The sequence below is a fragment of the Chryseobacterium sp. IHB B 17019 genome (assembly GCF_001456155.1).
In the GTDB taxonomy this organism is placed as follows: Bacteria; Bacteroidota; Bacteroidia; order Flavobacteriales; family Weeksellaceae; genus Chryseobacterium.
Map to the genome: position 1 here is coordinate 976,371 of NZ_CP013293.1, position 23,972 is coordinate 1,000,342.

The 23,972-nt window shown below is 35.8% G+C and carries 21 protein-coding genes; 13 read left to right on the plus strand and 8 right to left on the minus strand.

Going from position 1 to position 23,972, the window contains the following annotated elements:
• Positions 1-71: 71 nt before the first annotated feature.
• From ATE47_RS04475 to rluF, 5 genes are all read left to right on the plus strand, one after another.
• A complete protein-coding gene (locus ATE47_RS04475) occupies positions 72-971 on the plus strand; it encodes a cell division protein FtsX (protein ID WP_062160829.1) in 900 nt (299 codons plus the stop codon).
• A gap of 3 nt (positions 972-974) precedes the next feature.
• Positions 975-1,274, plus strand: a complete 300-nt coding sequence (locus ATE47_RS04480; protein ID WP_062160830.1) for a DUF3098 domain-containing protein — start codon at positions 975-977, stop codon at positions 1,272-1,274.
• Positions 1,275-1,431: 157 nt separating this feature from the next.
• A complete protein-coding gene (locus tag ATE47_RS04485) occupies positions 1,432-2,256 on the plus strand; it encodes an undecaprenyl-diphosphate phosphatase (protein WP_062160831.1) in 825 nt (274 codons plus the stop codon).
• A 42-nt stretch (positions 2,257-2,298) separates the two neighbouring features.
• Positions 2,299-3,006 (plus strand): tRNA pseudouridine(55) synthase TruB, encoded by a 708-nt coding sequence (gene truB, locus ATE47_RS04490; RefSeq protein ID WP_062160832.1) that lies wholly within the window; start codon positions 2,299-2,301, stop codon positions 3,004-3,006.
• Positions 3,007-3,008: 2 nt separating this feature from the next.
• A complete protein-coding gene (gene rluF / locus ATE47_RS04495; protein WP_062163445.1) occupies positions 3,009-3,734 on the plus strand; it encodes a 23S rRNA pseudouridine(2604) synthase RluF in 726 nt (241 codons plus the stop codon).
• A 56-nt stretch (positions 3,735-3,790) separates the two neighbouring features.
• Here the strand turns inward: rluF and ATE47_RS04500 are convergent, their stop codons facing one another.
• Positions 3,791-5,086, minus strand: coding sequence for a helix-hairpin-helix domain-containing protein (locus ATE47_RS04500; RefSeq protein WP_062160833.1), 1,296 nt, complete (start codon positions 5,084-5,086; stop codon positions 3,791-3,793).
• Positions 5,087-5,215: 129 nt separating this feature from the next.
• Complete coding sequence (locus tag ATE47_RS04505; protein WP_062160834.1) at positions 5,216-5,560, minus strand: MerR family transcriptional regulator; 345 nt, start codon at positions 5,558-5,560, stop codon at positions 5,216-5,218.
• 163 nt (positions 5,561-5,723) lie between these two features.
• Here ATE47_RS04505 and ATE47_RS04510 point away from each other — a divergent pair, with 163 nt between their 5' ends.
• Positions 5,724-6,617: an SMP-30/gluconolactonase/LRE family protein gene (locus ATE47_RS04510; RefSeq protein WP_062160835.1), complete on the plus strand. Its 894-nt coding sequence runs from the start codon at positions 5,724-5,726 to the stop codon at positions 6,615-6,617.
• 180 nt (positions 6,618-6,797) lie between these two features.
• Here ATE47_RS04510 and ATE47_RS04515 read toward each other — a convergent pair whose 3' ends face one another.
• Positions 6,798-8,105 carry a DEAD/DEAH box helicase gene (locus ATE47_RS04515; RefSeq protein ID WP_062160836.1) on the minus strand — a complete coding sequence of 436 codons (1,308 nt, stop codon included), beginning with the start codon at positions 8,103-8,105 and terminating at the stop codon, positions 6,798-6,800.
• A 775-nt stretch (positions 8,106-8,880) separates the two neighbouring features.
• On the opposite strand from ATE47_RS04515, the gene rpsA reads away from it, so the two are divergent.
• From rpsA to ATE47_RS04535, 4 genes are all read left to right on the plus strand, one after another.
• Complete coding sequence (gene rpsA, locus ATE47_RS04520; protein ID WP_062160837.1) at positions 8,881-10,683, plus strand: 30S ribosomal protein S1; 1,803 nt, start codon at positions 8,881-8,883, stop codon at positions 10,681-10,683.
• A 157-nt stretch (positions 10,684-10,840) separates the two neighbouring features.
• Positions 10,841-12,325 carry a T9SS type A sorting domain-containing protein gene (locus ATE47_RS04525; protein WP_062160838.1) on the plus strand — a complete coding sequence of 495 codons (1,485 nt, stop codon included), beginning with the start codon at positions 10,841-10,843 and terminating at the stop codon, positions 12,323-12,325.
• Between the two features lie 130 nt (positions 12,326-12,455).
• A complete protein-coding gene (locus ATE47_RS04530; protein ID WP_062160839.1) occupies positions 12,456-13,436 on the plus strand; it encodes an EamA family transporter in 981 nt (326 codons plus the stop codon).
• Between the two features lie 87 nt (positions 13,437-13,523).
• The gene (locus ATE47_RS04535) at positions 13,524-14,519 is read left to right on the plus strand and encodes an alpha/beta fold hydrolase (protein ID WP_062160840.1); all 996 of its coding nucleotides are present in this window, start codon (positions 13,524-13,526) and stop codon (positions 14,517-14,519) included.
• Positions 14,520-14,732: 213 nt separating this feature from the next.
• Here the strand turns inward: ATE47_RS04535 and rplS are convergent, their stop codons facing one another.
• Positions 14,733-15,089 (minus strand): 50S ribosomal protein L19, encoded by a 357-nt coding sequence (rplS, locus tag ATE47_RS04540; RefSeq protein ID WP_027378316.1) that lies wholly within the window; start codon positions 15,087-15,089, stop codon positions 14,733-14,735.
• Between the two features lie 277 nt (positions 15,090-15,366).
• On the opposite strand from rplS, the gene ATE47_RS04545 reads away from it, so the two are divergent.
• Entirely contained in the window at positions 15,367-18,105 is a 2,739-nt protein-coding gene (locus ATE47_RS04545) for a fibronectin type III domain-containing protein (RefSeq protein WP_062160841.1), read from the plus strand.
• A 325-nt stretch (positions 18,106-18,430) separates the two neighbouring features.
• Here the strand turns inward: ATE47_RS04545 and ATE47_RS04550 are convergent, their stop codons facing one another.
• Both ATE47_RS04550 and ATE47_RS04555 read right to left on the minus strand, forming a co-directional pair.
• Positions 18,431-18,811: a DoxX family protein gene (locus ATE47_RS04550; RefSeq protein ID WP_062160842.1), complete on the minus strand. Its 381-nt coding sequence runs from the start codon at positions 18,809-18,811 to the stop codon at positions 18,431-18,433.
• Positions 18,812-18,930: 119 nt separating this feature from the next.
• Positions 18,931-19,422: a DoxX family protein gene (locus tag ATE47_RS04555; protein WP_062160843.1), complete on the minus strand. Its 492-nt coding sequence runs from the start codon at positions 19,420-19,422 to the stop codon at positions 18,931-18,933.
• 182 nt (positions 19,423-19,604) lie between these two features.
• On the opposite strand from ATE47_RS04555, the gene ATE47_RS04560 reads away from it, so the two are divergent.
• Positions 19,605-20,306, plus strand: coding sequence for a CoA transferase subunit A (locus tag ATE47_RS04560; protein ID WP_062160844.1), 702 nt, complete (start codon positions 19,605-19,607; stop codon positions 20,304-20,306).
• Between the two features lie 133 nt (positions 20,307-20,439).
• Here ATE47_RS04560 and ATE47_RS04565 read toward each other — a convergent pair whose 3' ends face one another.
• Positions 20,440-22,239: an ABC transporter ATP-binding protein gene (locus ATE47_RS04565; protein ID WP_062160845.1), complete on the minus strand. Its 1,800-nt coding sequence runs from the start codon at positions 22,237-22,239 to the stop codon at positions 20,440-20,442.
• Positions 22,240-22,361: 122 nt separating this feature from the next.
• Between ATE47_RS04565 and ATE47_RS04570 the strand changes: the two genes are divergently transcribed.
• Positions 22,362-23,015: a CoA transferase subunit B gene (locus ATE47_RS04570; protein ID WP_062160846.1), complete on the plus strand. Its 654-nt coding sequence runs from the start codon at positions 22,362-22,364 to the stop codon at positions 23,013-23,015.
• Positions 23,016-23,105: 90 nt separating this feature from the next.
• Here ATE47_RS04570 and ATE47_RS04575 read toward each other — a convergent pair whose 3' ends face one another.
• A complete protein-coding gene (locus ATE47_RS04575; RefSeq protein WP_062160847.1) occupies positions 23,106-23,912 on the minus strand; it encodes a DUF4197 domain-containing protein in 807 nt (268 codons plus the stop codon).
• Between the last annotated feature and the right edge of the window lie 60 nt (positions 23,913-23,972).

Below are 23,972 nucleotides of genomic sequence, written 5' to 3' on the forward strand. Positions count from 1 at the left end.
CAGTGATTTTCTCTTTTTCGTTCCCAAATTTCGGAAGTTTTTTTCTATTTTAGCCAAAAATTTTAATATTAATGGCTAAATCTGTAGATGAGTTTAATAGGAAAAGGCTTAGGTCTAGCAATATTACAGTAGTAATAAGTATTGCCTTAGTGTTATTTTTGTTGGGATTGATGGGACTTATTTTAATAAATGCCCAGAAATATTCTGACTATATCAAAGAACAGCTTGTAGTGAATGCTTACTTTGACGAAAATTACGATGCTAAAGATTCTGTAAAAATTGCAAAAATGGAAGCTGAGGTTTTCAAAGAAATTCAGACATTGGCTCCTGTAAAAAAAGCGACATACATTTCAAGAGAAATGGCATCAGTAGAAGCTAAAAAAAGTATGGGAATCGATGCTAATGCACTTTTCGAAGAAAATATCTTCCCGTCATCTATAGAAGTTGCCCTGAAACCGGAATATGTAGACCCTGCAAAGATCGATGAAGCCATCAAGGTGATCAAGTCTGTTCCGGGGATTATTGACGTGAAAAACGACAGTACGTTAATGGTAGACGTTTACAACAACCTTAGTAGAATTCTTAAATGGATCTTAGGGTTTTCTATATTATTTTTAATCTTAGCAGTTGTTTTGATTAATAATTCAATCCGTTTGAAAATATTCTCAAAAAGATTTATCATTAAAACCATGCAGCTGGTAGGTGCAAAAAGAAGATTTATCCTGAAACCTTTCATCGTGGAGGCTGTTATTTTGGGAGCAATTGGTTCTGCAATCGGCCTTTTGGCATTGTTCGGAGTTTGGTATTACTTTACAAGCCAGATTGGTTCTGCGTTTGTTCAGGATAACAATCAATACTTCTGGTTGGTGCTGCTGGTGCTTGGTGTGGGAATTTTCATTACTGTTTTAAGTACCATTGTTGCAACCTGGAGATTCTTAAGATCAAACGTTGACGACTTATATTACTCTTAGAAAATGAGCAAAAAAACAAATAAATTTTCCGCAGACAGCTTTGGAAAAGAAACAACTGAAGTTTCACAGGAAAATACTTTTTATTTCGGAAAGCAAAACTTTAAGTGGATGCTTATCGGTCTGGCTTTTATTGTTGTCGGTTTCCTTCTGATGCTTGGGCCTGATGCCAATACAGTAGACGGAAAATTTGACCCGAATTCCTGGAACGACGGTGTTTTTTCAATCCGCAGAATCAGGATTGCACCTCTGTTTGTTGTCATTGGTTTTGTCATTGAAGCTTACGCAATTTTAAAAAGAAAATAAAAACTTTATTTAAAGATTAAAAGATTTAAAACTTAAAGAATATTGATTTACAGAATTAAAGATTATTAAACAGGTGAAGATCAGTTTATTATAATTAGTGTTAATCGTAATCAATCTTTAAATTTTAAATCTTTTAATCTTTCAATTTTAAAAAAATATGGATTTAATCAAAGCAATTATTATTGCCATTATTGAAGGATTAACAGAATATTTACCAATCTCTTCAACGGCCCACATGGGTTTTGCAGCGAACTTATTAGGCTTACCGGAAGATGAGTTTTTAAAAATGTTTCAGGTTTCCATTCAATTCGGAGCAATCCTTTCTGTGGTTGTGGCGTACTGGAAAAAATTCTTTGATTTAAAAAATTTACAGTTTTATTTTAAGCTGGGTTTTGCAGTAGTTCCTGCTTTGGTTCTGGGATATTTATTTGATGATAAAATTGAAGCGGTTTTGGGAAATCAGATAGCAATTTCTTCGGTTTTAGTACTTGGGGGAGTTATTTTATTGTTCGCAGATAAATGGTTTAAAAATCCTAGAATTGATGACGAAAAAGGAATTACAATAAGAAGTGCAATTACCATCGGTTTCTGGCAGTGTCTTGCCATGATGCCCGGAACAAGCCGAAGCGCCGCATCAATAATCGGTGGAATGACCCAGGGGCTAACAAGAAAAGCAGCCGCTGAATTTTCATTCTTTTTAGCAGTTCCTACCATGTTGGCGGTGACGGTTTACTCAGTTTTTCTGAAAACATGGGGCAAAGAAACGGCAACACCTCAAAAGGGTTACGAAATGATACTTGCTTCTCAGGATCATATTTTGATTTTTGTTGTAGGAAATATTGTGGCATTTATCGTGGCATTAATTGCTATCAAGGCATTCATCGGAGTTTTGAATAAATATGGCTTCAAACCTTGGGGCTGGTATCGTATTTTTGTAGGTATTGCCTTGTTGATTTATTTTTATTTCTTTAATAAGCCATAAGCGTTAAAAAAATTCACATTACTAATAACAGACTCATATTAAGTGACGGCAGAAGATCTACAATCAGGACACATATTTTTATTGGACAAACCTTTGGATTGGACTTCTTTTCAGGCTGTCAATAAAATGAAATATAAGCTAAAAAGAGAGTTTAATTTACCTAAAAAATTTAAAATCGGACATGCCGGAACTCTTGATCCACGTGCAACAGGACTTCTCATTGTTTGCTGTGGAAAATTCACAAAGAAAATTCCTGAGATCCAAGATGCTCCGAAAGAATATTGGACAGAAATAAAAATCGGGGTACAAACGGAATCCTATGATACAGAGAAACCTGAAATTCTTCATCAGGATATTTCAGACATTACGGAACAACAGATTAAAAATGCTTTAGAAAAATTTGTTGGCGAAATTGAACAGAAGCCACCTGTTTTTTCAGCCATAAAAATTGAAGGACAAAGAGCTTACGATTTGGCTAGGGCAGGAAAGGAAGTTGAAATGAAATCAAGAAAAACCACCATTTTTTATATCGAAGATGTTAAAATTGATCTTCCTCTGGTAAGTTTTACAGTAGGCTGTTCAAAAGGAACTTACATCCGTAGCCTGGCTCACGATATTGGTCAGGAACTTGGAGTTGGTGCATATTTGACACAATTGAGAAGAACAAGAATCGGAGAATATTCAATTGAAAATGCAACTTCTGATTTTTTGGAAAATGATTTTAGGTTTGATAATACTTTAAATGATTAATGATGCAGGAAAAAACACGTATTAATAAATATTTGTCGGAAGTAGGATACTGCTCAAGAAGAGCGGCAGACAAGCTTTTGGAAGAAGGTAGAATAAAAATCAACGGAGAAATTCCGGAAATGGGAACTAAAGTTTCTGACGAAGACGTAATCGAAGTTGATGGGAAACCGATTCGTGAACCGGAGCAAGATCACGTATACATTGCATTTAATAAACCTGTAGGCATCGTTTGTACAACAGATACAAAACGAGAAAAAAATAATATCATCGATTATATTAATCATCCAAAAAGAATTTTCCCGATCGGGCGTTTAGACAAGCCAAGTGAAGGTTTAATACTTTTAACCAGTGATGGTGATATTGTGAATAAAATTCTTAGATCAAGAAATAATCACGGGAAAGAATATATTGTACGAGTTGATAAACCAATCACTCCGAAATTCCTGGATAAAATGCGTAATGGAGTTCCTATTTTAGATACTGTCACCAAAAAATGTGAAGTAGAAAAAATCGATGAAATGAACTTCCGTATTGTCCTTACACAAGGATTGAACCGACAGATTCGCAGAATGTGTGAATACCTTGGCTACGAAGTAAAAAAACTGAAACGTATCCGTGTTTTAAATATCAAATTAGACTTACCCATCGGAAAGTGGAGAGATTTAACAGATGAGGAACTTGCTGCCTTGAATAAGCTTTTAGAAGGATCTAGCAAAACGTTTGATTAATTTGTCGAAGCATAACTTATAATTCATAACTCATAACTCATAACTCACATCACTCATCACTTAAGATAAAGCCTCATCCGAGCCTCATATTCCGGCTTCACTTTCAACAATTTCCAGATTTTCCTTTCATCTTTCTCACTTATTCTGTAAAAAATGATTTTGTCTGCAGAATATTTAAAATAAGGATGACTTTTCAGCCATTCTTCAGGAGCATCTGTTAAGGTGTATTTGGGAACATTCGCAGTATTCAATAGTGCGATTGAAAGGAGCTTTTGTACCAATTCCTTATCAATATTATAAGTCGTTAAAATCTGTTCTTTATTTACGAATCCGCCTAGCTTTTTTCTAAAACCAATGATCATTCCGGCACTTTTCTCATCTAATCCGAATTCTAAAAGCTGCTTGAAAGTTATTGTATTCAAATCTGTTTTGGAAAAGTCGGTTTTCTCTTGTTTTATTTCAGTTTTTTTGAACTGATTATTTGAGTCTGTTGATTGACTAAGGTTTATGTAAGGCTTTAATTCCTCAAATTTTTGAGCAGAAATAACAAAACATTTTTGAATATCTTCTAAATTTTTAAAGCTGCCTTTTAAGTTTCTGTCACGATAATTAATGATGGTCTGAGCTTGTCTATCCGAAAAGCCAAAAGATTTCCAGCCATCCATATCCAAGGTATTCGGATCAAAAGAATGATATTGGACTTTACTTTTTTCAGCATTAAAATTTTTCGCAAAACTTCTGAAATTAGTTGGTGTTTTTTCAGGAAGAATCAGATATGGTGAAAGTTTTGTGTAGTTTTCTTCATTAATGATAAAACATTCTTTAAACTTTTCTTTGCTTATAAAACTTCCGCCCAGAAAGCCCTTGTATTTTAAAATAGCTGCGGCCTGCCTTTCACTGAAACCCATTTTCATCCAATCACTGACCTCATAGCTGTCCGGATTGAACTTTCCGGAAATTGTGATTGATTTTTTATCGAAATTTTTGAAACCACCAGATTTTGCTTCATTATTGCTTTCGGGTAATAAAATATAAGACTCCAATTCCGAAAATTTGTCCGGAGAAACGGCAAAACATTTTTTGAATTGTTCCTTAGAAATAAACTTTCCTCCAACTACATTTTTATAATTAAGAATTGTTTCAACCTGTCTTTCAGAAAACCCTAAATTTTTCCATTGCTTTTTATCCAAATCATTCGGATCAAATTCAGAAAACTCTATTGATGCTGAACTCTCTATAAATTTAATATCGGAAAAGTCTTCTTTATTTTTGCTCGTATATTTTTGAAAAGCAAGTAAAATAATAAGTAACATCCCCATGAATGCCACCTTTCGGTAATAATCTTTTTTCATCGCCGTAAACTTAAAGAATATTATAAGCTGAAGCAATGAAGGATATGCAAATGACTTATTTTACAATATAAATAGCATTTACTGTTTGAAAAAATAAATTAAATGAAGAACTGTGAGTAATTATTTCAATTATTCGCTGTCTTTTTCTACCAAAGATTCCTTGAGCTTCAACAATTCGGCTTTTACGAACTCCAATCGATCAATGATGGTTACAGTTTCGGAAATCTTACTGTTGGTTGTTAATGCAATACGCGCTCCGTCAAGGGTATAGCCCTTTTCTTTCACCAGATGGTAGATCATTTGAAGGTTTTTGATGTCTTCGGGAGTGAAATAGCGGTTACCTTTTTTATTCTTTTTAGGTTTAATGATAGGGAATTCCTGCTCCCAATACCGTATCAGTGAAGTGTTTACATCAAATGCTTTTGCAACTTCTCCTATGGAATAATACAGTTTATCGGGTAAATTTATCTTCATTTTTCGAATCCTAATCTCCAAAGATAAAAATTTTTAAAATTCATTACAAATGAGATGCTTAAAATGTTTCAATCAAAAAAGATAATTTATTTTCTCATTTTGAGAAATAGTGTTTGAATCCTATTCCACATATCGTAAATTGTACGCTTTAAAATAATGTGGTATGAAAAATATCTTGAAAACAGGCTGGATTGGTTTGGTTTTAGTATTACTAAACTGCAAATCAGTAAATAATAGTAATATGTTTTATGATGATGTAAAGCCGGAAAAAATTTCGGATCAGTTCAGTTTTACGGAAGGGCCATCCGCAGATAAAGATGGAAATGTTTACTTTACGGATCAGCCGAATGATAAAATTTATTATTGGGACTGCAAAACCAATAAAATTGTTGAGTTTTTGCATAAAACAGGGCGGGCAAACGGAACGCATTTCGATAAAGATGATAATCTGATTACGTGTTCTGATGACAACGGCGAGATCTGGAAGATTTCAAAGGATAAAAAAATTCAGGTCTTGCTGAAAGATTTTGAAGGAAAAAGACTCAATGGGCCGAATGACATCTGGAATGATTCACATGGAGGGATGTATTTCACAGATCCCTTGTATGAAAGGGATTACTGGGTGAATTTTAAACAGGAAATTCCACATAAAAGTTTGTATTACAGAAGTAAAGATGGAGAAATCAAAAAAATCGAAACCTTCAAGCAGCCCAATGGAGTTGTAGGAAGCGAGAAGTTTAAAAAATTATACGTTTCGGATATTGATGCTGGAAAAACTTATGTATATGATATTCTGGGCGAAGGAAAATTATCCGAAAAGAAGCTTTTCTGCGAAATGGGTTCAGACGGAATGACACTTGATAAGCAGGGAAATTTATACTTAACGGGAGATGGCGTTCATGTTTTTAACAATGAAGGAAAAAAAATTCATCATATTCCAATAGAGGAGGACTGGACTTCTAATGTCACTTTTGGGGGTGAAAAGAATGATATTTTATTCATCACTGCTTCAAAATCGGTTTATATTTTACCGACAAAAGTAAAAGGAGTTGAATAATTTAAACACAAATTAGCACAAATATTTTTTCACAAATAACACAATTTTCATAATCATTTTCTAAGTTTCGACTAAAGTCAATGAATTTCTAAAAATAAAAAACGGACTAAAGCCCGTTCCTATTGATATAATTATCGTGGTTATTTGTGAAAAAATATTTGTGCTAATTTGTGTTTAAAACTAGTATGCTACTTCCATTTTCACTTTCTTGCCCTTTAATTTTTCATTACTTAATTTCCTGAGGACTGCATTTACTTTATTCCTTGAAACAGCAACATAAGAGGTAGTATCTTTTACTTCGATCAAACCAAGCTCTTCTTTTTGAAGTTCGCCTTTTTTGATAAGATAGCCCACAATATCCACTTTATTGACCTTATCTTTTTTACCTGCACTGATATAAATCGTCTGGAAAGGCGTTTTCTCAGGAACTTTATTGAACCCAGCAACGCTTTCTTCCGGAGTATTGTTTTTTATGAAAGGAAAATTTTCATCTTCGGTCATGATTAAATAAGCGAAACCTTTGGCATTCATCCTCGCGGTACGGCCGTTTCTGTGGATAAAAGCATCTTCTTTCGGAGGTAGCTGATAATGAACGATAGATTCCACTTCCGGAACGTCCAAACCTCTTGACGCTAAGTCGGTTGTGATCAGAATTCTCGCGGAATCATTCCTGAATTTCAGTAAAGCACGTTCTCTTTCGTCCTGTTCCATTCCGCCGTGGAAAGTTTCCCTGTCGATTCCTTTTTCAGCTAAAAGGTCAGAGATACGGTCGACAGCTTCACGGTGATTACAGAAAATCAAAGTTCTTTTGTTGCCTATTTTACAGATCAGATGGAAAAGAGTGTCCAGTTTTTCTTCTGAAGTCGTCATTACTTTTCTTAACTGAATATCGGGTTTTGCTTCACTTAATTTTAAAAAATCAATAACTTTTTCATTCTTCAATCCTGTGAATTTTGGAATTTCATCCATTGCCGTTGCGGAAGTCAGGATTCTTTGAGAAGTATTTTTTAATGAATTTAAAATATATTCCATATCCTCATGAAAACCGAGTTCCAATGCTTTATCAAATTCATCTAAAACCAAAGTTTTAATAGTTTTCGGGTCAAAATTATTGTTTCTTAAATGGTAAGCAACTCTTCCCGGCGTCCCGATCAACACGGCCGGGGCTTCAATTAAGTTATTGACTTCAATTTTTTTATCGTGACCGCCATAGCAGACAGAAACTTTAAAATCCGTTCCCATTGATTTGAAAACCTGCTCGATCTGCAACGCTAGTTCTCTCGCAGGAACCAAAATTAAAGCCTGAATTCCCGAAGTGTTTTTTTTCAGATTTCTAAGCATTGGAAATAAAAATCCAAGAGTTTTTCCTGATCCGGTAGGAGAGAGTAAAACGATATCAGTCTCGTTTTCAGAAGCTTTATATATAGATTTCTGCATCTGATTCATATCCTGAATCTGCAGTTTGTCATAGATTGATTGTAGTTCCATGCTGCAAAGGTAGTGAATTCGAGTTTTAGAGGTTTGAGAGTTTTAGGGTTATAGTATTTAATTTTATGAGGGCAAAAAATAAATTAATCTTAAACAAAAACACATTAGCCGTAACAAAAAAGGATGCCGTTGCAATCGGGGCTAGGTGCTTGTCGCTGTTTCAATTATCCCAATAACCACAACATTTGTCATCCTGAAAGGATCTCTTCAATATTAGTTATGTTTTAGGTAATTGTGAGGAGCGAAGTGACGAAGCAATCTCATTATATTATTTAGGTTAATATTTTATTATTAACTGTCAAGACCCTTTCAGGATGACAAATGTTGTGGTTAGGCCTAGTGTTTTATTACAATAATTTTCTGAATTATGTTCGCGATAACGACGACAAAGTTCTAGGTGAGAATTCCCCTCCTCTGGTGGGGTGGCGGAAATTCAAGAATTTTTGACGGGGTGGTTTCAACAGTATCATTTCCTAGCCCAGTAATGATAACCCCGCAGTAGCGAAGAAAAAAGCGATGGAACGAAGAGTATGAGTGGATAGCTGGAAAAGCTTCTAAAAAATAATTAAACCTTTGGGTTTGATTATGAGGGAGTTAAGTGTTGTTTTGGGATCTTTGAAACTGTTGTTTATATAAAATAAATTCACTATCTTTGCACCCACTTTTGTGGCGAAAGGTTTGAAGAGTAAATTATTATAAATTAATTACTTCCGTATTTTTTAATCCGCATTTATTCAGACCGTTAAAAAAGAAGGAATACAAATTTTATTAGAAAATGTCAAAAGAGACAAATTCAGCAGAGGTTATTTTAAACCAAAACGTAGCACCGGAACAATTTGATTGGGATTCATTCGAATCAGGTCTTGATGCAGATGCGAGAAAAGAAAAAAGCGATCTTGAAGAAATCTATAACGGATCTCTTAGCAGCTTAAACGACAACGATGTTATCGTAGGTAAAGTTGTAAGATTGACAGACAAAGAAGCTATCGTAGACATCGATTTCAAATCTGAAGGTGTTATTTCTCTTAACGAATTCCGTTACAACCCAGGCCTTAAAGTAGGTGATGATGTTGAAGTAATGGTAGACAGAAGAGAAGACAAAACAGGACAGTTACAATTATCTCACAGAAAAGCTAGAACGCTTAAAGCTTGGGATAGAGTAAACGAGCTTCACGAAACTGGAGAAATAGTAAACGGTTTTGTAAAATCAAGAACTAAAGGAGGTATGATCGTTGACGTACACGGAATCGAAGCATTCTTACCTGGTTCTCAGATCGACGTTAAGCCAATTAAAGATTACGATCAGTTTGTAGGTAAAACTATGGAATTCAAAGTTGTGAAAATCAACCCTGAGTTCAAAAACGTAGTTGTATCTCACAAAGCATTGATCGAAGCAGATATCGAAGGTCAGAAAAAAGAAATCATCGCTCAGTTAGAAAAAGGACAAGTTCTTGAAGGTACTGTTAAGAATATTACTTCTTACGGTGTATTCATCGACCTTGGAGGTGTTGATGGATTGATCCACATTACAGACCTTTCTTGGTCTAGAGTGAACCACCCATCTGAAATCCTTGAGGACGGACAGACTGTAAAAGTTGTTATCCTTGACTTTGATGATGAGAAAACAAGAATCCAATTGGGTATGAAGCAATTAGAAGCTCATCCTTGGGATGCTCTTTCTGCTGACATGAAAGTAGGTGACAAAGTAAAAGGAAAAGTAGTAGTTCTTGCTGACTATGGTGCATTCGTAGAAATCGCTCCAGGTGTAGAAGGATTGATCCACGTTTCTGAAATGTCTTGGTCTACTCACTTGAGATCTGCAGGTGACTTCGTAAAAGTAGGTGATGAGGTAGAAGCTGAAGTACTTACTTTAGATAGAGACGAAAGAAAAATTTCTCTTGGTATCAAACAATTATCTAAAGATCCATGGGAAAATATCGAAACTAAATATCCTGTAGGTTCTAAGCATGTAGGAACTGTAAGAAACTTCACAAACTTTGGTGTATTCGTAGAGTTGGAAGAAGGTATCGACGGTTTGATCTACATCTCTGATCTTTCTTGGACTAAGAAAATCAAGCACCCGTCTGAGTTCTGCGCAGTTGGTGATAAATTAGATGTTATCGTTCTTGAGCTTGATATCCAGGCTAGAAGATTATCTCTAGGTCACAAGCAATTGACAGACAACCCTTGGGATGCATTCGAAACTAAGTATGCTGAAGGAACTATCCACGCTGGTAAAGCGGTAGAAGTTCACGATAAAGGTGCTTCTGTACAATTTGAAGATGTTGAGGTTGAAGCATTCTGCCCTTCAAGATTATTAGAGAAAGAAGATGGATCTAAAATCAAAAAAGGTGAAGAAGCTGATTTCAAAGTAATCGAATTCAACAAAGAATTCAAGAGAGTAGTAGTTTCTCACACAGGTATCTTCAGAGATGAAGAGAAGAAAAACTCTAGAGAAGCTTCTAACAACAATAGATCTAATAACAATACATCTTCTTCAAACAACGAAGAAAGATCAACTCTTGGAGATATTGATGCATTAGCAGAATTGAAAAGAAAAATGGAAGAAGGTAAATAATCCTTGATTCATTTATAATATTGAAGCCACTCGTTTGAGTGGCTTTTTTTATGTTTAATTTTAAAGTATTTCAATTAAATAGTTAAAATTTTAAATTTTATTTCACTAAATAAAGAAAAAAAATATTATTTTAGACAAACCAAAACAAACTTTAACTATGAAAAAAGCATTTTTATTTTTGCTTATGACATTTCTTATGTCATTAAACGCACTAAAAGCCCAGTCTCAGGGTGGAGATTACGTTATTATTATGGATAACAGTGGATCCATTACACCATATTATGATGATATGGAGAAAAGTGTACACAGGCTCGTTGATCAGATTCTTGGTTGTAATGAAAAGAACAGAGTTTCTGTCGTGCATTACGGAACAGGCCTTCATAATCAGGGTAATCCCACATACGCACCGAGAATCTACATTGAATCCGACTTTACAAATGATCCAACAACAGCTCACAGCTTCACAAGAAGATTAAATGTTGGAGACCATTTTCATGAAGCACTTGGGTTAGTTGGTAATGCAATTGACAATATCTCGAACATAAACATTGTAAGTCCGCAAACTACATTAAACAGAGATTATTCACAACCCCTTAAAGTGGTTGTCTTCACAGATGGAGGCAGGGGAGCCGGCGACCTTAACGCAGGATCTTACCTGGTGAATTACTACAATCCTACCATGAATACGGCGGCGGCTTTTAGTAATATAAATGATTTTAAAGTTAATAGAAAAGCTATTTTTGCAGTTGTACACATGAGCTATGATACAGCTTCTACGGAAGCGGGTGCAGCAATTGCCAGTGTAGGAGGTTCTTATATGGGAAATATTGAAGTGCAGCCGGGAGATCCTCAGAATAACAATATTCCGAGAATGTATTACCCAAGAACCAACTTTGTGATGAGTGATCAGGATATCAAGGAAATTGTCATAGATATTTGCGATTATTCTTGGGGTGGCGGTTCTGTTCAGTTCTGGCATGAGTCTAATATGTGTAATTTAAATTCAGTACAATCGGTTTATGGAAATTACTACCTTCCGCCTGGGGCTAATTTTGGAGCTTTAAAATTATTCCTAAGAGATATTGCAACAGGTAACGAAGTTCCGGTAGACTATAACCCGACTTTCACAGGAACAGATTTCTACGAATGGCTTACTACGGCAGCTTTTCCTTCTCCACCAACTTCCGGACAGCACAAATTTATAATGAGGTTATACTACGAAGTAGGAGGAGTTCAGTATATTGCAACTTCACTAAACCAATATCCGTTCTTCCCAATTGATTTTGATATGTCTTGCTCCAAAATGGCACCATCTTCAAGCTCAAAAAGAATTCAAAACGATCAGATCGACAGAAATGCAGATCCAAACCATGTAAAAAAAGACATCACTGTTACTGAAACGAAACAATTCCAATTGAGTCCAAATCCTACTCAAGGGACATTTAAAATTGTTTTAAATGAAGGTTTTGAAAATGGAACAGTTGACGTTACTGATCTTAGCGGAAACAAAGTATATACAACGTCTTTTAAACAACAAAAAGAAATTGATGTAGATTTAACGAACCAAAAAGAGGGAATTTATCTTGTCAAAATAATTTCCAATCAGGGCGAAATATATGCAGAAAAGCTAATTAAAAAATAATTATAATAATCACATACGATTTAAGAGTCGGCGCAAATTTATTTGCGCCAATTTTTTTTATCTATCACTACAGTCATTCCAATTATTTCAATGAATAAATTGTAACTTTGCAGGCTGTTTAAAGTGAATTATGGAGAAGAAAAATATACTAAAAGGAGTTTTATTTGTAGGAATTGGTGCTAGTATATATGGTATGTTGGCGACTTTTGTTAAGCTTGCCTATCAGGAAGGTTATACGACTTCGGAGGTTACAACTTCACAATTCTTATTAGGTTTAGTAGGGCTTTTAATACTGAATTTTATTCAAACTATTACATCAAAAAAAACATTGCCTTCACCCACCGGAAAAGAATTTACTGGTTTATTAGTAGCTGGAACTTCTTTAGGATGCACCAGCTTATTCTATTACCTTGCTGTTCAGTATATTAATGTTTCTATTGCGATTGTACTATTGATGCAGTCAGTATGGTTTAGTGTGGTCGTCGAAAGTTTTATAACGAAAAAAATACCTAATGCACGAAAAATTGTTTCGGTAATTATTGTTTTGGTGGGAACCGTTCTGGCAACTAATCTCATAAATACGGAAATTAATCTCGATTTCAAGGGTATTTTCTGGGGATTAATGGCCGCCGCTTCTTACACCGCGACTATGTTCACATCGAACACTTTGGCGATACGCTTACCTGTTTTCAGGAAGAGTATTATTATGCTTTCGGGCGGGTCAATTGTTGTTTTTGTGTTTCTGTTTTTTGCTCAGATCGGGCCTTTGCATTTCGATGCTCTAAAATCAATTTATTTAAATTTTACTGAAAATACAGAACATATCCACTCTTTCCGTTATTCGATTCTTTGGAAATATGGTTTTGTTTTGGCATTGTTTGGAACCATCATTCCGCCGATTTTATTTAATATTGGTTTCCCCAATGCAGGTTTGGGATTGGGAAGTATCGTTTCTTCACTGGAGCTTCCGGTTTCTGTGACAATGGCTTTTATTTTGTTGGGTGAAAAAGTGATCTTTGTTCAATGGTTGGGAATTGTTTTGATTCTTTTTGCTATTGTTCTGATGAATCTGCCTTCTCAGAAAAAGTATACAATGGCTGAGGCTTCTTAAAAAATCTTAATTAAATTAAAAATAACTATAAATAACCGTTTCTTTTGAATCGGTTTTTTTTAATTTTAATACCTAAATATACTTTTCATGAAAAATTTTAAGAATGCTGTTACTGTTTTAATGCTATCGATTGCTTCAAATTTTATGTTTTCTCAGGTAAAACCCCTGGATGCTGAACTTACTAATTATCAATATCCCTACGAAGTTCATTTTCTGAATTTTAAATCTCAAAATAACGACCTGAAAATGGAGTATATGGATGTAAAACCTAAAGTATCAAACGGAAAAACAATCATGCTTCTTCATGGAAAAAATTTTAACGGAGCGTATTGGGAGAAGACAGCAAAAGATCTTTCAAATAAAGGTTTCAGGGTGATTATTCCGGATCAGATTGGGTTTGGAAAGTCTTCAAAACCTCAAAGCTATCAGTTTTCGTTTTCACAATTGGCAGAGAATACAAAAGCCATTCTGGATGAATTGAAAATTGATAAAACTATTGTTTTGGGTCACTCAATGGGCGGAATGGTAGCAACCAGGTTTGCTCTGCTATACCCGAATATGGTTCAGAAATTAATCCTCGAAAATCCAATCGGATTAGAAGATTATAAAACTTTTGCCTCATATCAGACAATTGATCAGGCGTATCAGTCGGAATTAAAAAATACGGCGGAAACATATAAAAATTATCAACTAAAATTTTATTACGACAACAAATGGAAGGCAGAATATCAGCCGTGGCTGGATTTAATTGCCGGCTGGACCTTACATCCCGATTACCCGAAAGTAGCCTGGGATGCAGCTTTAACATCAGATATGATTTATAATCAACCGGTTTGTTATGAGTTTAAAAATATAAAAACGCCAACATTATTAATTATCGGTACAAGAGACAGAACGGCGATAGGAAAGGATAGGGCTCCAAAAGAGCTTCAGCCGAAAATGGGGCAGTACCAGGAATTGGGAAAGAAAACCCAACAGCAAATTCAGGGCTCAAAATTAGTTGAGCTGGATAATGTGGGACACCTTCCGCATATTGAAGTTTATGATAAATTCTGGAATGCTTTGTATGATTTTATTAAGTAGGAAAGTTGTCTGAAAGGAAGCTGGAGGTTTAATTCACATTTCCTAGCCCCGATTGCAGCGAAAATCCTTTTTTGAAAAAAAAGATTGCAGCAGAAAGCGGGAAATAGCTTCTAAAATAAATAAATCTGCAATTAGACGTAGTCAAAAAAACTCCAAATAAAAAGAGGCTGCTCAAATTTGAACAGCCTCTTTTCGTATGTATTGTTGTCTGAATTATTTCTTTTTGTAAGCAGCGTCTTTAATTCTCGCTTTTTTACCTCTAAGATCTCTGAAGTAGTAGATTCTAGATCTTCTAACTTTACCTCTTCTGTCAACTTCAATTTTCTGTAAAGCAGGCATGTTGATAGGGAATACTCTCTCAACACCTACATCACCAGACATTTTTCTGATTGTAAAAGTTTTTGTAGAACCAGTACCTCTTAATTGGATTACTGTTCCTTTGAAGAACTGAGTTCTTGTTTTTTGTCCTTCTTTAATTTCGTAATACACAGTAATTGTATCACCTGCTTTGAATTCAGGGAATTCTTTTTTCGCAATGTACTTGTCTTGTACGTACTTTAATAAATCCATTATTAATAAAATAAAATGTTAAAGCTAAGCAACTTACACGTTCTTCGTCAGAGGTTGAATAACAGGTTGCAAATATACAAAACATTTTTTGAATATTCCAAACAAATTATATACTAAATATGATAATTCTTAAGCAAAAAAGAGCGTGAAAATTTAACACTTCCTTTAAGTTACCGACAGCCACAGTTTACATGGGAACTTTACTTTTGCCCGATAATAAAAGCAGTAATAAAACTGCTCATTAAAGCAATTACATACCACTTAAAACTGAACTACAATGAAACATTTCTTATTCTTTTTTTGTTTCGCTACCCAGCTGGTTTTTGGTCAGGCTCTGATTCCCTATCTGCAGAACCCGACGCCAACCTCCATGATTGTGAACTGGAAAACGGCCTCCAATAACGAAACAACAGTGATTTATGGAACTTCGCCTACCAATTTGGGCGTTACAGTAACAGGAACTACAAATATTTTTTCGGATACAGGGTACAACAATAATTATTATTACCACACCGCAAAAATTGCCAACTTACAGCCGAACACAAAATATTATTATAAAATAAAAACAGGCACCAACGAATCTGCGGTCTATAATTTCAGGACACTTCCTTTGCCGGGTCAAGCTGCAACAGCAGACGGTAAAATCCGTTTCCTTATTATGGGAGACAATCAGATCAAGGCTGAACCGAGATATGATACTTTAACTTTAAATGCTTTTAAAAAATTAAAGGAAAAATTCGGCCCGAATTCTGATCCTTCTGATAACGTTGCTCTTACCTTTATGGTTGGAGATCAGGTAGATGTGGGAACTTTGGACCATTACGAGAATGTCCATTTTAAAAAGAATATTAATCTTTCACCCTATCTTCCGATCCAGACTACGGTTGGAAACCACGAAACATACGGGACTTTGGGGATGAATTCTTATTACGCCCACTTTTATATTGATGAAATTAAATACAAAAACATCACTTCCGGAAATGAAAATTATTATGCTCAACAAGCTGGAAATGTTTTATTTATAAGCTTAAGCTCAGAACATACAGGTTCTGCACAAATGACTTGGCTTCAACAGATTTTAAATGAAGCCAACAATGATTCTACGGTTGACTGGATCATTTCCCTGAGCCACAGACCTTATCAGGCAGAACAATATGTAGGAGATATTTCGACTTGGGTAAGAAATAATGCGGTTCCGCTTATGACGACTTCCAATAAATATTTAATGCATGTTGGTGCCCATCACCATTTATACCACAGAGGTCAGCTGAAAAACACGCCAAACTACCAGATTATTTCCGGTGGAACGGCTTGGGATCAATATTGGGGAATGTCTACGGAGCAGGATTTTGATGATGTTCAGAAAACTTTGACAGATTGGACGTACCAGATCGTTGAGGTGGATGTACCTACAGGAAAAGTTGATATCGAATCTTACTCAATCGGAGGAGTTTATCATAAAAAATATAATGAATTAATTGATACTTTCCACCGCTATAAAAATCAGCCAAAACCGGCTAAACCTTCTATTACGAATACCTTTACAGCACCGGTTACTTTACCTTTAACATTAGATGGAAGCGCCTTTTCCACAACAAGCGGAGAATTGCTTAACACTACCCAATTCGTGCTCAGTAAAGCAGCAGATTTTTCTGTCATAGAAAAGGAATTTTACAGAGATTATGAAAACTGGTTCGGAAAAGACGGAAACGGAACTCCGGATCTCACAAAAAATCAAAATGCAAATGTTGATATTACGAAAGCTACCATCGCGGCAAATTCAGTGACCAACGGAACGTATTACGTAAAAGTGCGTTACAGAGACAGAAACATGGAATGGAGTGACTGGAGTGATGCAAAACAGTTTGAAGTGACGGGAAGTGTGATTTCAAATCCTACTTTTACTTTAAATAAAACAGAATATACACAAAATGAACCTATTGTAGCTACTTTCACAGACGGTCCCGGAAATAATCAGGATTGGGTAGGTATCTTTAAAAAAGGTCAAAATCCCGCAACGGTAACTTCTCAAGCTTACGTTTACACAAACGGACAGACCGCCGGAACAGCCAATTTCCCGAATGGCATTGCCAATAAAGGCCAATATTTCGCAGGATTTTTTGCCAACAACGGCTATACGGAAATTACTCCGCGAAAAAATTTCTATGTAGGGCCAAAGGTTGTATTAACCACAACTGCAGATACTTATCCCGTGGGTGGAACGGTAACAGTTAATTTCACTAACGGACCAAACTTAACAAAAGACTGGATCGGGATCTACAAAATGGGTCATGCTCCGGGAACTGTGAATTCTACGCAGTGGAGCTATGTGACAACACCTGCAGGAACGCTGAACTTTACAGGTCTTGCAAAAGGTTATTATTATGCTCAATACTTCCTTGAAGATGGATATACGGCAATTGGCGAAAAAGTTTTCTTTAAAGTCGGGGATATTGTGACGGAACTTTGGACCAATAAACCGGTGTATACGTTGGGTGAAAATATTACGGCTTCATGGACAGATTCTCCGGGAATCATCAAAGACTGGTTAGGAATTTATCCTCAAAGCATTACAGTTCCTGATGATAACTTTATTTCTTATACTTACTTTGATGGAGTGACGCAGGGAACAAAAACAATCAACGGAACAGCACTTCCGACAACGCCGGGGAATTATTATATGGTGATGTTTACAAACGATTCCTATACAGAGGTTTCCAATAGAGTTCAGTTTCAGGTTTCCGGACCGACTTTAGGAACGGAAGAGACGAAAAGTACGGAAAAAAATGTTGTTTTATATCCAAATCCATCAAAACCGGGCGAACCGACTTTCATAAAAAGTGATTACCCGATTGAAAAAATCGAATTACTTTCAGCCAACGGAGACTTGTTGTACGAATCGAAAAATATTCACAACCAGCGTTTTTCTCTGGTGAATGAAAACCTTCCAAAAGGGGTTTATTTTGTGAAAGTTCATACAAGAAAATTATTTACTTTAAAATTGATTATTCAGTAATTTATTTTTAAAATCAAAATATTCACATATCAATAGAAACGGGCTTTAGCCCGTTTTTTTATGGTATAATATCAAAAACTTAAACAAAACGTCATTCATTCATGTTTTTCAAGGAGCTATTGGACTACGTCGAATTGCAGATTTATTTATTTTTGAAGCTATTTCCCGCTTTCCGCACTCGCTATTTTTGGAGGTTTCGGGGCGGCGGCAAAGCCGCCGCCCCGAAACCTCCAAAAATGAGCTCAAACAAATGCTGCAATCGGGGCTAGAAGGAGGACAATCCTAACAACTCCCGTCAAAAATAAAAACTTCAACTTCCTTTAGACTAATCATCCTTCGTCGACATCAAGGCCCAGGCGACCAAAGGAGCCTGCATAAAAAGCCTTGCAAATCTCAGCTTGTCATTATTTAATCCGAAACCGTCTTTTCTGTTTTTATATTGGGCAATATTTCCCGGAAGCACAGCCATAAAAAATCCTGCGATGATCTGTCCCATCGTTTTTCTGTATTTTTCAGGAGTTAAAATGGTAGCAGTTCCCAATACTATTTCGGCAATCCCGGAATACACCACAGTATCGTCTTTCTTCAAAGGAACCCAATCCGGAACCTGAGCCTGGAATTCTTTTCTTGCAAAAGTAAGGTGACTTATCCCGGCGCTGATTAAGAACGCACCAAGAGCAACTCTTGAAATGTCTTTCGTTTCCATAATAATAAATTTTGTGAGGTGATGGTAAAAAATTAACCAAAATTCAGACCAGTAATATTGAGCTTAGTTGCTAAACTGTTATACTTAAAATAAAAAAGCGGGAGAATTTCCCGCTTTTTCTATCTGTAAAGACTTACTTTTTTCTTTAAAAATTTATCGATTCCGAAAGCTTTATAGCCATACAACGCAAACAACCCGAGCAACATAATGTATAAAACCTGCGGAAGGTATAGGAAATATGTTAGCCATGTATAATTTTCAATCGGTTTGGTCCCGATTTTAGGATCAATAGGAACCAGCTCTATCGGAATAGAATGGATATCTTTTGTGACGAGGGCTACAAGCATAATAACAATTAATGCCAGCGAACTGAATCTTGTAAAAAGCCCGATCAATAAAAATAATCCCCAGATCATTTCATTGGCAGCAACAAAATGTGCCATAAACTGAGGGTTGGAAAATCCAAGACTTGTGATTGTTTTCAGCATATACCCTTGAAAAACGGGATGGAATAGTTTATTAAATCCTGTGATAAAGAAAAAAAGCCCAATGCTTAATCTACAGATGACATAAAAAATGTCACCAACTTTGTTAAAATTTTCTTGTTTCATTTGTATAATAATTATGAGGGTTAATTATTTTTTACATTATGTTAAATTTTTTAGTGGGAATTATTTAACATAATGTATATTTTTCAAAAGTATAAAAACTTATGCTAAATTCAAAAAAAACCTAAACATCGGATATTTGAGAAAAATTATTAAATTTAGGCCAACAGAAAATCTAATATTTCATGATAGATAAAAGAGTAAAAAATGCAAAGGAGGCGATCGAAGGAATTCAGGATGGAATGACGTTAATGCTTGGCGGGTTTGGTCTTTGCGGTATTCCTGAAAACTCAATAAATGCTTTGGTAGAAAGCGATGTGAAAGATCTTACCTGTATTTCCAACAATGCGGGTGTGGATGATTTTGGGCTGGGATTATTGCTTCGCAAAAGACAGATTAAAAAAATGATTTCCTCTTATGTAGGCGAAAATGCCGAGTTTGAAAGACAGATGCTTTCCGGGGAATTGGAAGTTGAGCTTACTCCACAGGGAACTTTGGCGGAAAAATGCAGAGCGGCACAGGCTGGAATTCCTGCTTTTTATACCCCTGCAGGCTACGGAACTGAAATTGCAGAAGGTAAGGAGGTAAAAGATTTCAAAGGAAAGCCACACATTCTGGAGCATGCTTACGAAGCAGATTTTTCCATTGTAAAAGCCTGGAAAGGTGACCATGCAGGAAATCTTATTTTCAAAGGTTCCGCAAGAAATTTCAACCATCCTATGGCTGGAGCAGCAAAAATTACAATCGCTGAGGTAGAAGAACTGGTAGAACCGGGAGAATTGGACCCCAACCAGATCCACATTCCGGGAATCATGATCCAAAGGATTTTCCAGGGCGAAAAATTCGAAAAAAGAATAGAACAGAGAACAGTAAGAAAAAAAGATTAATCTTAAAATACTTTTCTTAAAAAAATAATACCCCGAACATAGCTCGGGGTAATTTTTTATCTCAAATTCAAAGAAATTCTATCCTCAATCATGTAAGCTTCCAACCTCCATCCTCTGAACTTCCATCCTTTACTTAAGCTTCAGCAGCCAATTTACGTTCACCAATTTGCTGTCTCCACATGGCATAATACAAACCTTTTTCTTCAATAAGATGCAGGTGAGAACCAGTTTCTATAACCTGTCCGCGTTCTAGTACATAAATTCGGTCCGCGTGCATGATAGTGCTTAAACGGTGGGCAATAAGAACCGTAATTTGCTCTTTTTCCTTAGAAATTTCTTTTATTGTAGAAGTAATTTCTTCTTCGGTGATACTGTCTAATGCCGATGTCGCTTCATCAAAAATCAACAGGTGTGGTTTTCTCAACAATGCTCTTGCAATGGCAATTCTTTGTTTTTCACCGCCACTTAATTTCAATCCACCTTCACCGATTACGGTTTCTATTCCGTTTTCAGCACGTTCTAAAAGTCCGGTACAGCTTGATTTTTTTAGGGCTAATTGCAAATCTTCATCAGTCGCAGAAGGGTTTACAAATAAAAGATTTTCCTTTATTGTTCCTGCAAAAAGCTGTGTATCCTGTGTGACGAAGCCAATCTGGTTCCTCAATTCATCAAAATCAAACTCTTTTCCATTAACATTGTTGTAAAAAATATCACCTTCAAGCGGTCTGTATAGGCCAACGAGCAATTTTACCAATGTACTTTTACCGGAACCGCTTGGCCCGACAAAAGCAATAGTTTCGCCATTTTTTACATTAAATGAAATGGAATTAAGCGCTTTATAATGAGCTGTCTGATGCTGGAAAGAAACATTTTGAAATTCCAGTTCTTCAATCGCACCAATTGTTTTCGGGCTTTCAGGCTTGGGTTCCACTTCTTTTTTCATCACACGGTCAAAATTATTGAGTGACGCCTGAGCTTCACGATAAGAAATAATAATATTCCCGATTTCCTGCATTGGCCCGAATATAAAGAAGCCGTAAAACATCAGGGATAAATATTGCCCCGGCGTTACAATATTTTTAAAAATAAGTAACAGTAAGGTAAACGTGATAATTTGCTGTAAAAAATTAACCAATGTTCCCTGCACAAAGCTCAAAGAGCGAATACTTTTTACTTTTCTAAGCTCCAGATTCAGGATTTTGTAGGTGTTATTATTCAAACGCTCAACTTCCTGATTGGTAAGGCCTAAGCTTTTTACAATTTCAATATTCCTGAGACTTTCTGTAGTACTTCCAGCCAACATGGTGGTTTCCGATACAATATTTTTCTGGATGTTTTTTATTCTTTTGCTTAATAAATTGGTTACTACAGCAATAAAGATAATTCCAAGCACATAAACAGGCATAATCGACCAGTGCAAACGAATAGCATACACCGAAACGAAAATAATACTTACCAAAATCCCAAAAAATACATTAATGAAATTGTTGATAAATTTCACCGAATCTTCCCGTACTTTCGTCAAAATAGAAAGCGTTTCACCACTTCTCTGGTCTTCAAATTCCTGAAAAGGTAACCTCATGGAATGTTTCAAACCGTCTGTAAAAATCTGAGCTCCAAACTTTTGGATAATCACATTCACTACATAATCCTGAAATGCCTTGGCAATCCGGCTGATCATTGCCGTCCCGATCAGTAAGCCTAAGAAATACATCACACCATGATATATATCATTTCCATAGAGGTATTCATTAAGATTTCGCGGAATCGTTTTTTCTTTATCAAAAAAATTAGGGTGGGTAACCAGCTTATCCAGTATGTTTCCGGTAATTGCTGGTGCAAACAGTGAAAAAACCTGATTTACAGAGGCTAATAAAAGAGAAATAATAATCAGCCATTTATAAGGTTTTAAATAATATAATAGGATTTTCATTTGTAAATTTAAAGTTCACAAATTTACGACAATTTGGAACGTAAAAATTATCATAGGACAAGAAAGAAAAATATTTCGTAATTGTGAAAAAATGGCTAATTTGGCGGGATTAAGATTATGCTATGCTAACGAAAGAACAAATTGCAAAAAGAATTTCCAAAGAAGTAAAAGACGGCTATTATGTAAACTTAGGAATCGGGATTCCAACATTGGTGGCGAACTATGTTCCGGACAATCTTTCCGTAGAATTCCAGAGTGAAAACGGAGTTTTGGGGATGGGGCCTTTCCCTTTTGAGGGTGAAGAAGACGCAGACATCATCAATGCCGGAAAACAGACAATCACTATTTTGCCGGGCGGATCATTCTTTGATTCGGCTTTCAGCTTTGGGATGATTCGTGGCCAAAAAGTGGATTTAACGATTCTTGGAGCAATGGAAGTTTCAGAAAACGGAGATATAGCCAACTGGAAAATCCCCGGAAAAATGGTAAAAGGAATGGGTGGAGCAATGGATTTGGTAGCTTCCGCAGAGAATATTATTGTTGCCATGATGCACGTAAACAAAGCCGGAGAAAGTAAAATTTTAAAGAAATGTACACTTCCTCTTACCGGAGTTAATTGTGTAAAAAGAGTAGTTACCGAATTGGCCGTTTTAGATGTTACACCTGCCGGTTTCAAGCTTATAGAAAGAGCTTCCGGAGTTTCAGTGGAAGATATTATCAAAGCAACAGAAGCAGAATTAATCATCGACGGAGAAATTCCTGAAATGCAGTTTTAATAAAATAAAAACCTTGTCAGTGACAAGGTTTTTTTATCGAAAAGTTCCAAATCTTGAATTTTTTTCTTTTGTTTCAAGACAAAAGAAAAACTATTTAGCATCCTGAGCCCCAAAAACCTTCTGCAAAATACTCGTCGTCCTCATTGCAGGCGTATTTCTGATTCCGGTTTCCTTTTGAGCCACCATTTTGAAAACTCCATTAATCGTTTCCGTAGTCACATATTCATTAAGATCAGTCGTTACAGCCTGTCCGGTGAAAGTATTATATTTTGAAATTAAATTGCTCCAGACTTTATCAGCACCCACTTTTCCTAGTGAAGCTTTTACTTTTGGCTGAAAAGCGGTAAATAACTGACTTTGAGTTTTCGCCTGTAAATAACTTGTTGCAGCATTATTACTACCCAATAAAATATTCTTGGCATCCGTGATCGTCATTGAAGTAATCGCTTTAGTGAAAATCGGAGCGGCCTCTACCACAGCATCTTCTGCAGCTCTGTTTAATAATTTAACACCCTGATCAGCAAGGCTTCCCATACCGATGGAACGTAATGTTGCATCAATTTTTCTTAATTTTTCCGGCATTAAAATCTTTACTGCTTCGTTTTTCAGGAAACCGTCTGTTACACCCAGTTTCTTCACACCTTCCGTCACACCAAGGCTCAAGGCTTCCTTTAAACCTGATGAAATCTGCGTTGAAGTAAGACTTCCAAGATTTACGGGAGAAGTAGTTGTTGATTTTGTTGGAGTTGTGGTCGTTGGAGAACCACCGGTTTTGATGGGAGTATTAAGGTCGATACCGGTTTTATCTTTTACAGTTGATTTAATTACATCTAAAATCTGTGCCTGTGTGGAAACTGAAATTAATAGTCCGCCAGCTAATAAAATTGCTTTTCTCATTTGTATATTTTTTGCAAATTTAGATGTTTTATTTTTTAATAAGTTAAAAAGGTGGCGGGA

Bases quoted from the DNA above. Each gene is read 5' to 3' on its own strand.
- ATE47_RS04480 (WP_062160830.1), top strand. From the start codon at position 975: ATGAGCAAAAAAACAAATAAATTTTCCGCAGACAGCTTTGGAAAAGAA.
- ATE47_RS04530 (WP_062160839.1), top strand. From the start codon at position 12,456: ATGGAGAAGAAAAATATACTAAAAGGAGTTTTATTTGTAGGAATTGGT.
- ATE47_RS04485 (WP_062160831.1), top strand. From the start codon at position 1,432: ATGGATTTAATCAAAGCAATTATTATTGCCATTATTGAAGGATTAACA.
- ATE47_RS04500 (WP_062160833.1), bottom strand. From the start codon at position 5,086: ATGAAAAAAGATTATTACCGAAAGGTGGCATTCATGGGGATGTTACTT.
- ATE47_RS04505 (WP_062160834.1), bottom strand. From the start codon at position 5,560: ATGAAGATAAATTTACCCGATAAACTGTATTATTCCATAGGAGAAGTT.
- ATE47_RS04475 (WP_062160829.1), top strand. From the start codon at position 72: ATGGCTAAATCTGTAGATGAGTTTAATAGGAAAAGGCTTAGGTCTAGC.
- ATE47_RS04565 (WP_062160845.1), bottom strand. From the start codon at position 22,239: ATGAAAATCCTATTATATTATTTAAAACCTTATAAATGGCTGATTATT.
- ATE47_RS04510 (WP_062160835.1), top strand. From the start codon at position 5,724: ATGAAAAATATCTTGAAAACAGGCTGGATTGGTTTGGTTTTAGTATTA.
- ATE47_RS04525 (WP_062160838.1), top strand. From the start codon at position 10,841: ATGAAAAAAGCATTTTTATTTTTGCTTATGACATTTCTTATGTCATTA.
- ATE47_RS04515 (WP_062160836.1), bottom strand. From the start codon at position 8,105: ATGGAACTACAATCAATCTATGACAAACTGCAGATTCAGGATATGAAT.
- ATE47_RS04555 (WP_062160843.1), bottom strand. From the start codon at position 19,422: ATGAAACAAGAAAATTTTAACAAAGTTGGTGACATTTTTTATGTCATC.
- ATE47_RS04550 (WP_062160842.1), bottom strand. From the start codon at position 18,811: ATGGAAACGAAAGACATTTCAAGAGTTGCTCTTGGTGCGTTCTTAATC.
- ATE47_RS04545 (WP_062160841.1), top strand. From the start codon at position 15,367: ATGAAACATTTCTTATTCTTTTTTTGTTTCGCTACCCAGCTGGTTTTT.
- ATE47_RS04535 (WP_062160840.1), top strand. From the start codon at position 13,524: ATGAAAAATTTTAAGAATGCTGTTACTGTTTTAATGCTATCGATTGCT.
- ATE47_RS04570 (WP_062160846.1), top strand. From the start codon at position 22,362: ATGCTAACGAAAGAACAAATTGCAAAAAGAATTTCCAAAGAAGTAAAA.
- rluF (WP_062163445.1), top strand. From the start codon at position 3,009: ATGCAGGAAAAAACACGTATTAATAAATATTTGTCGGAAGTAGGATAC.
- rpsA (WP_062160837.1), top strand. From the start codon at position 8,881: ATGTCAAAAGAGACAAATTCAGCAGAGGTTATTTTAAACCAAAACGTA.
- rplS (WP_027378316.1), bottom strand. From the start codon at position 15,089: ATGGATTTATTAAAGTACGTACAAGACAAGTACATTGCGAAAAAAGAA.
- ATE47_RS04575 (WP_062160847.1), bottom strand. From the start codon at position 23,912: ATGAGAAAAGCAATTTTATTAGCTGGCGGACTATTAATTTCAGTTTCC.
- ATE47_RS04560 (WP_062160844.1), top strand. From the start codon at position 19,605: ATGATAGATAAAAGAGTAAAAAATGCAAAGGAGGCGATCGAAGGAATT.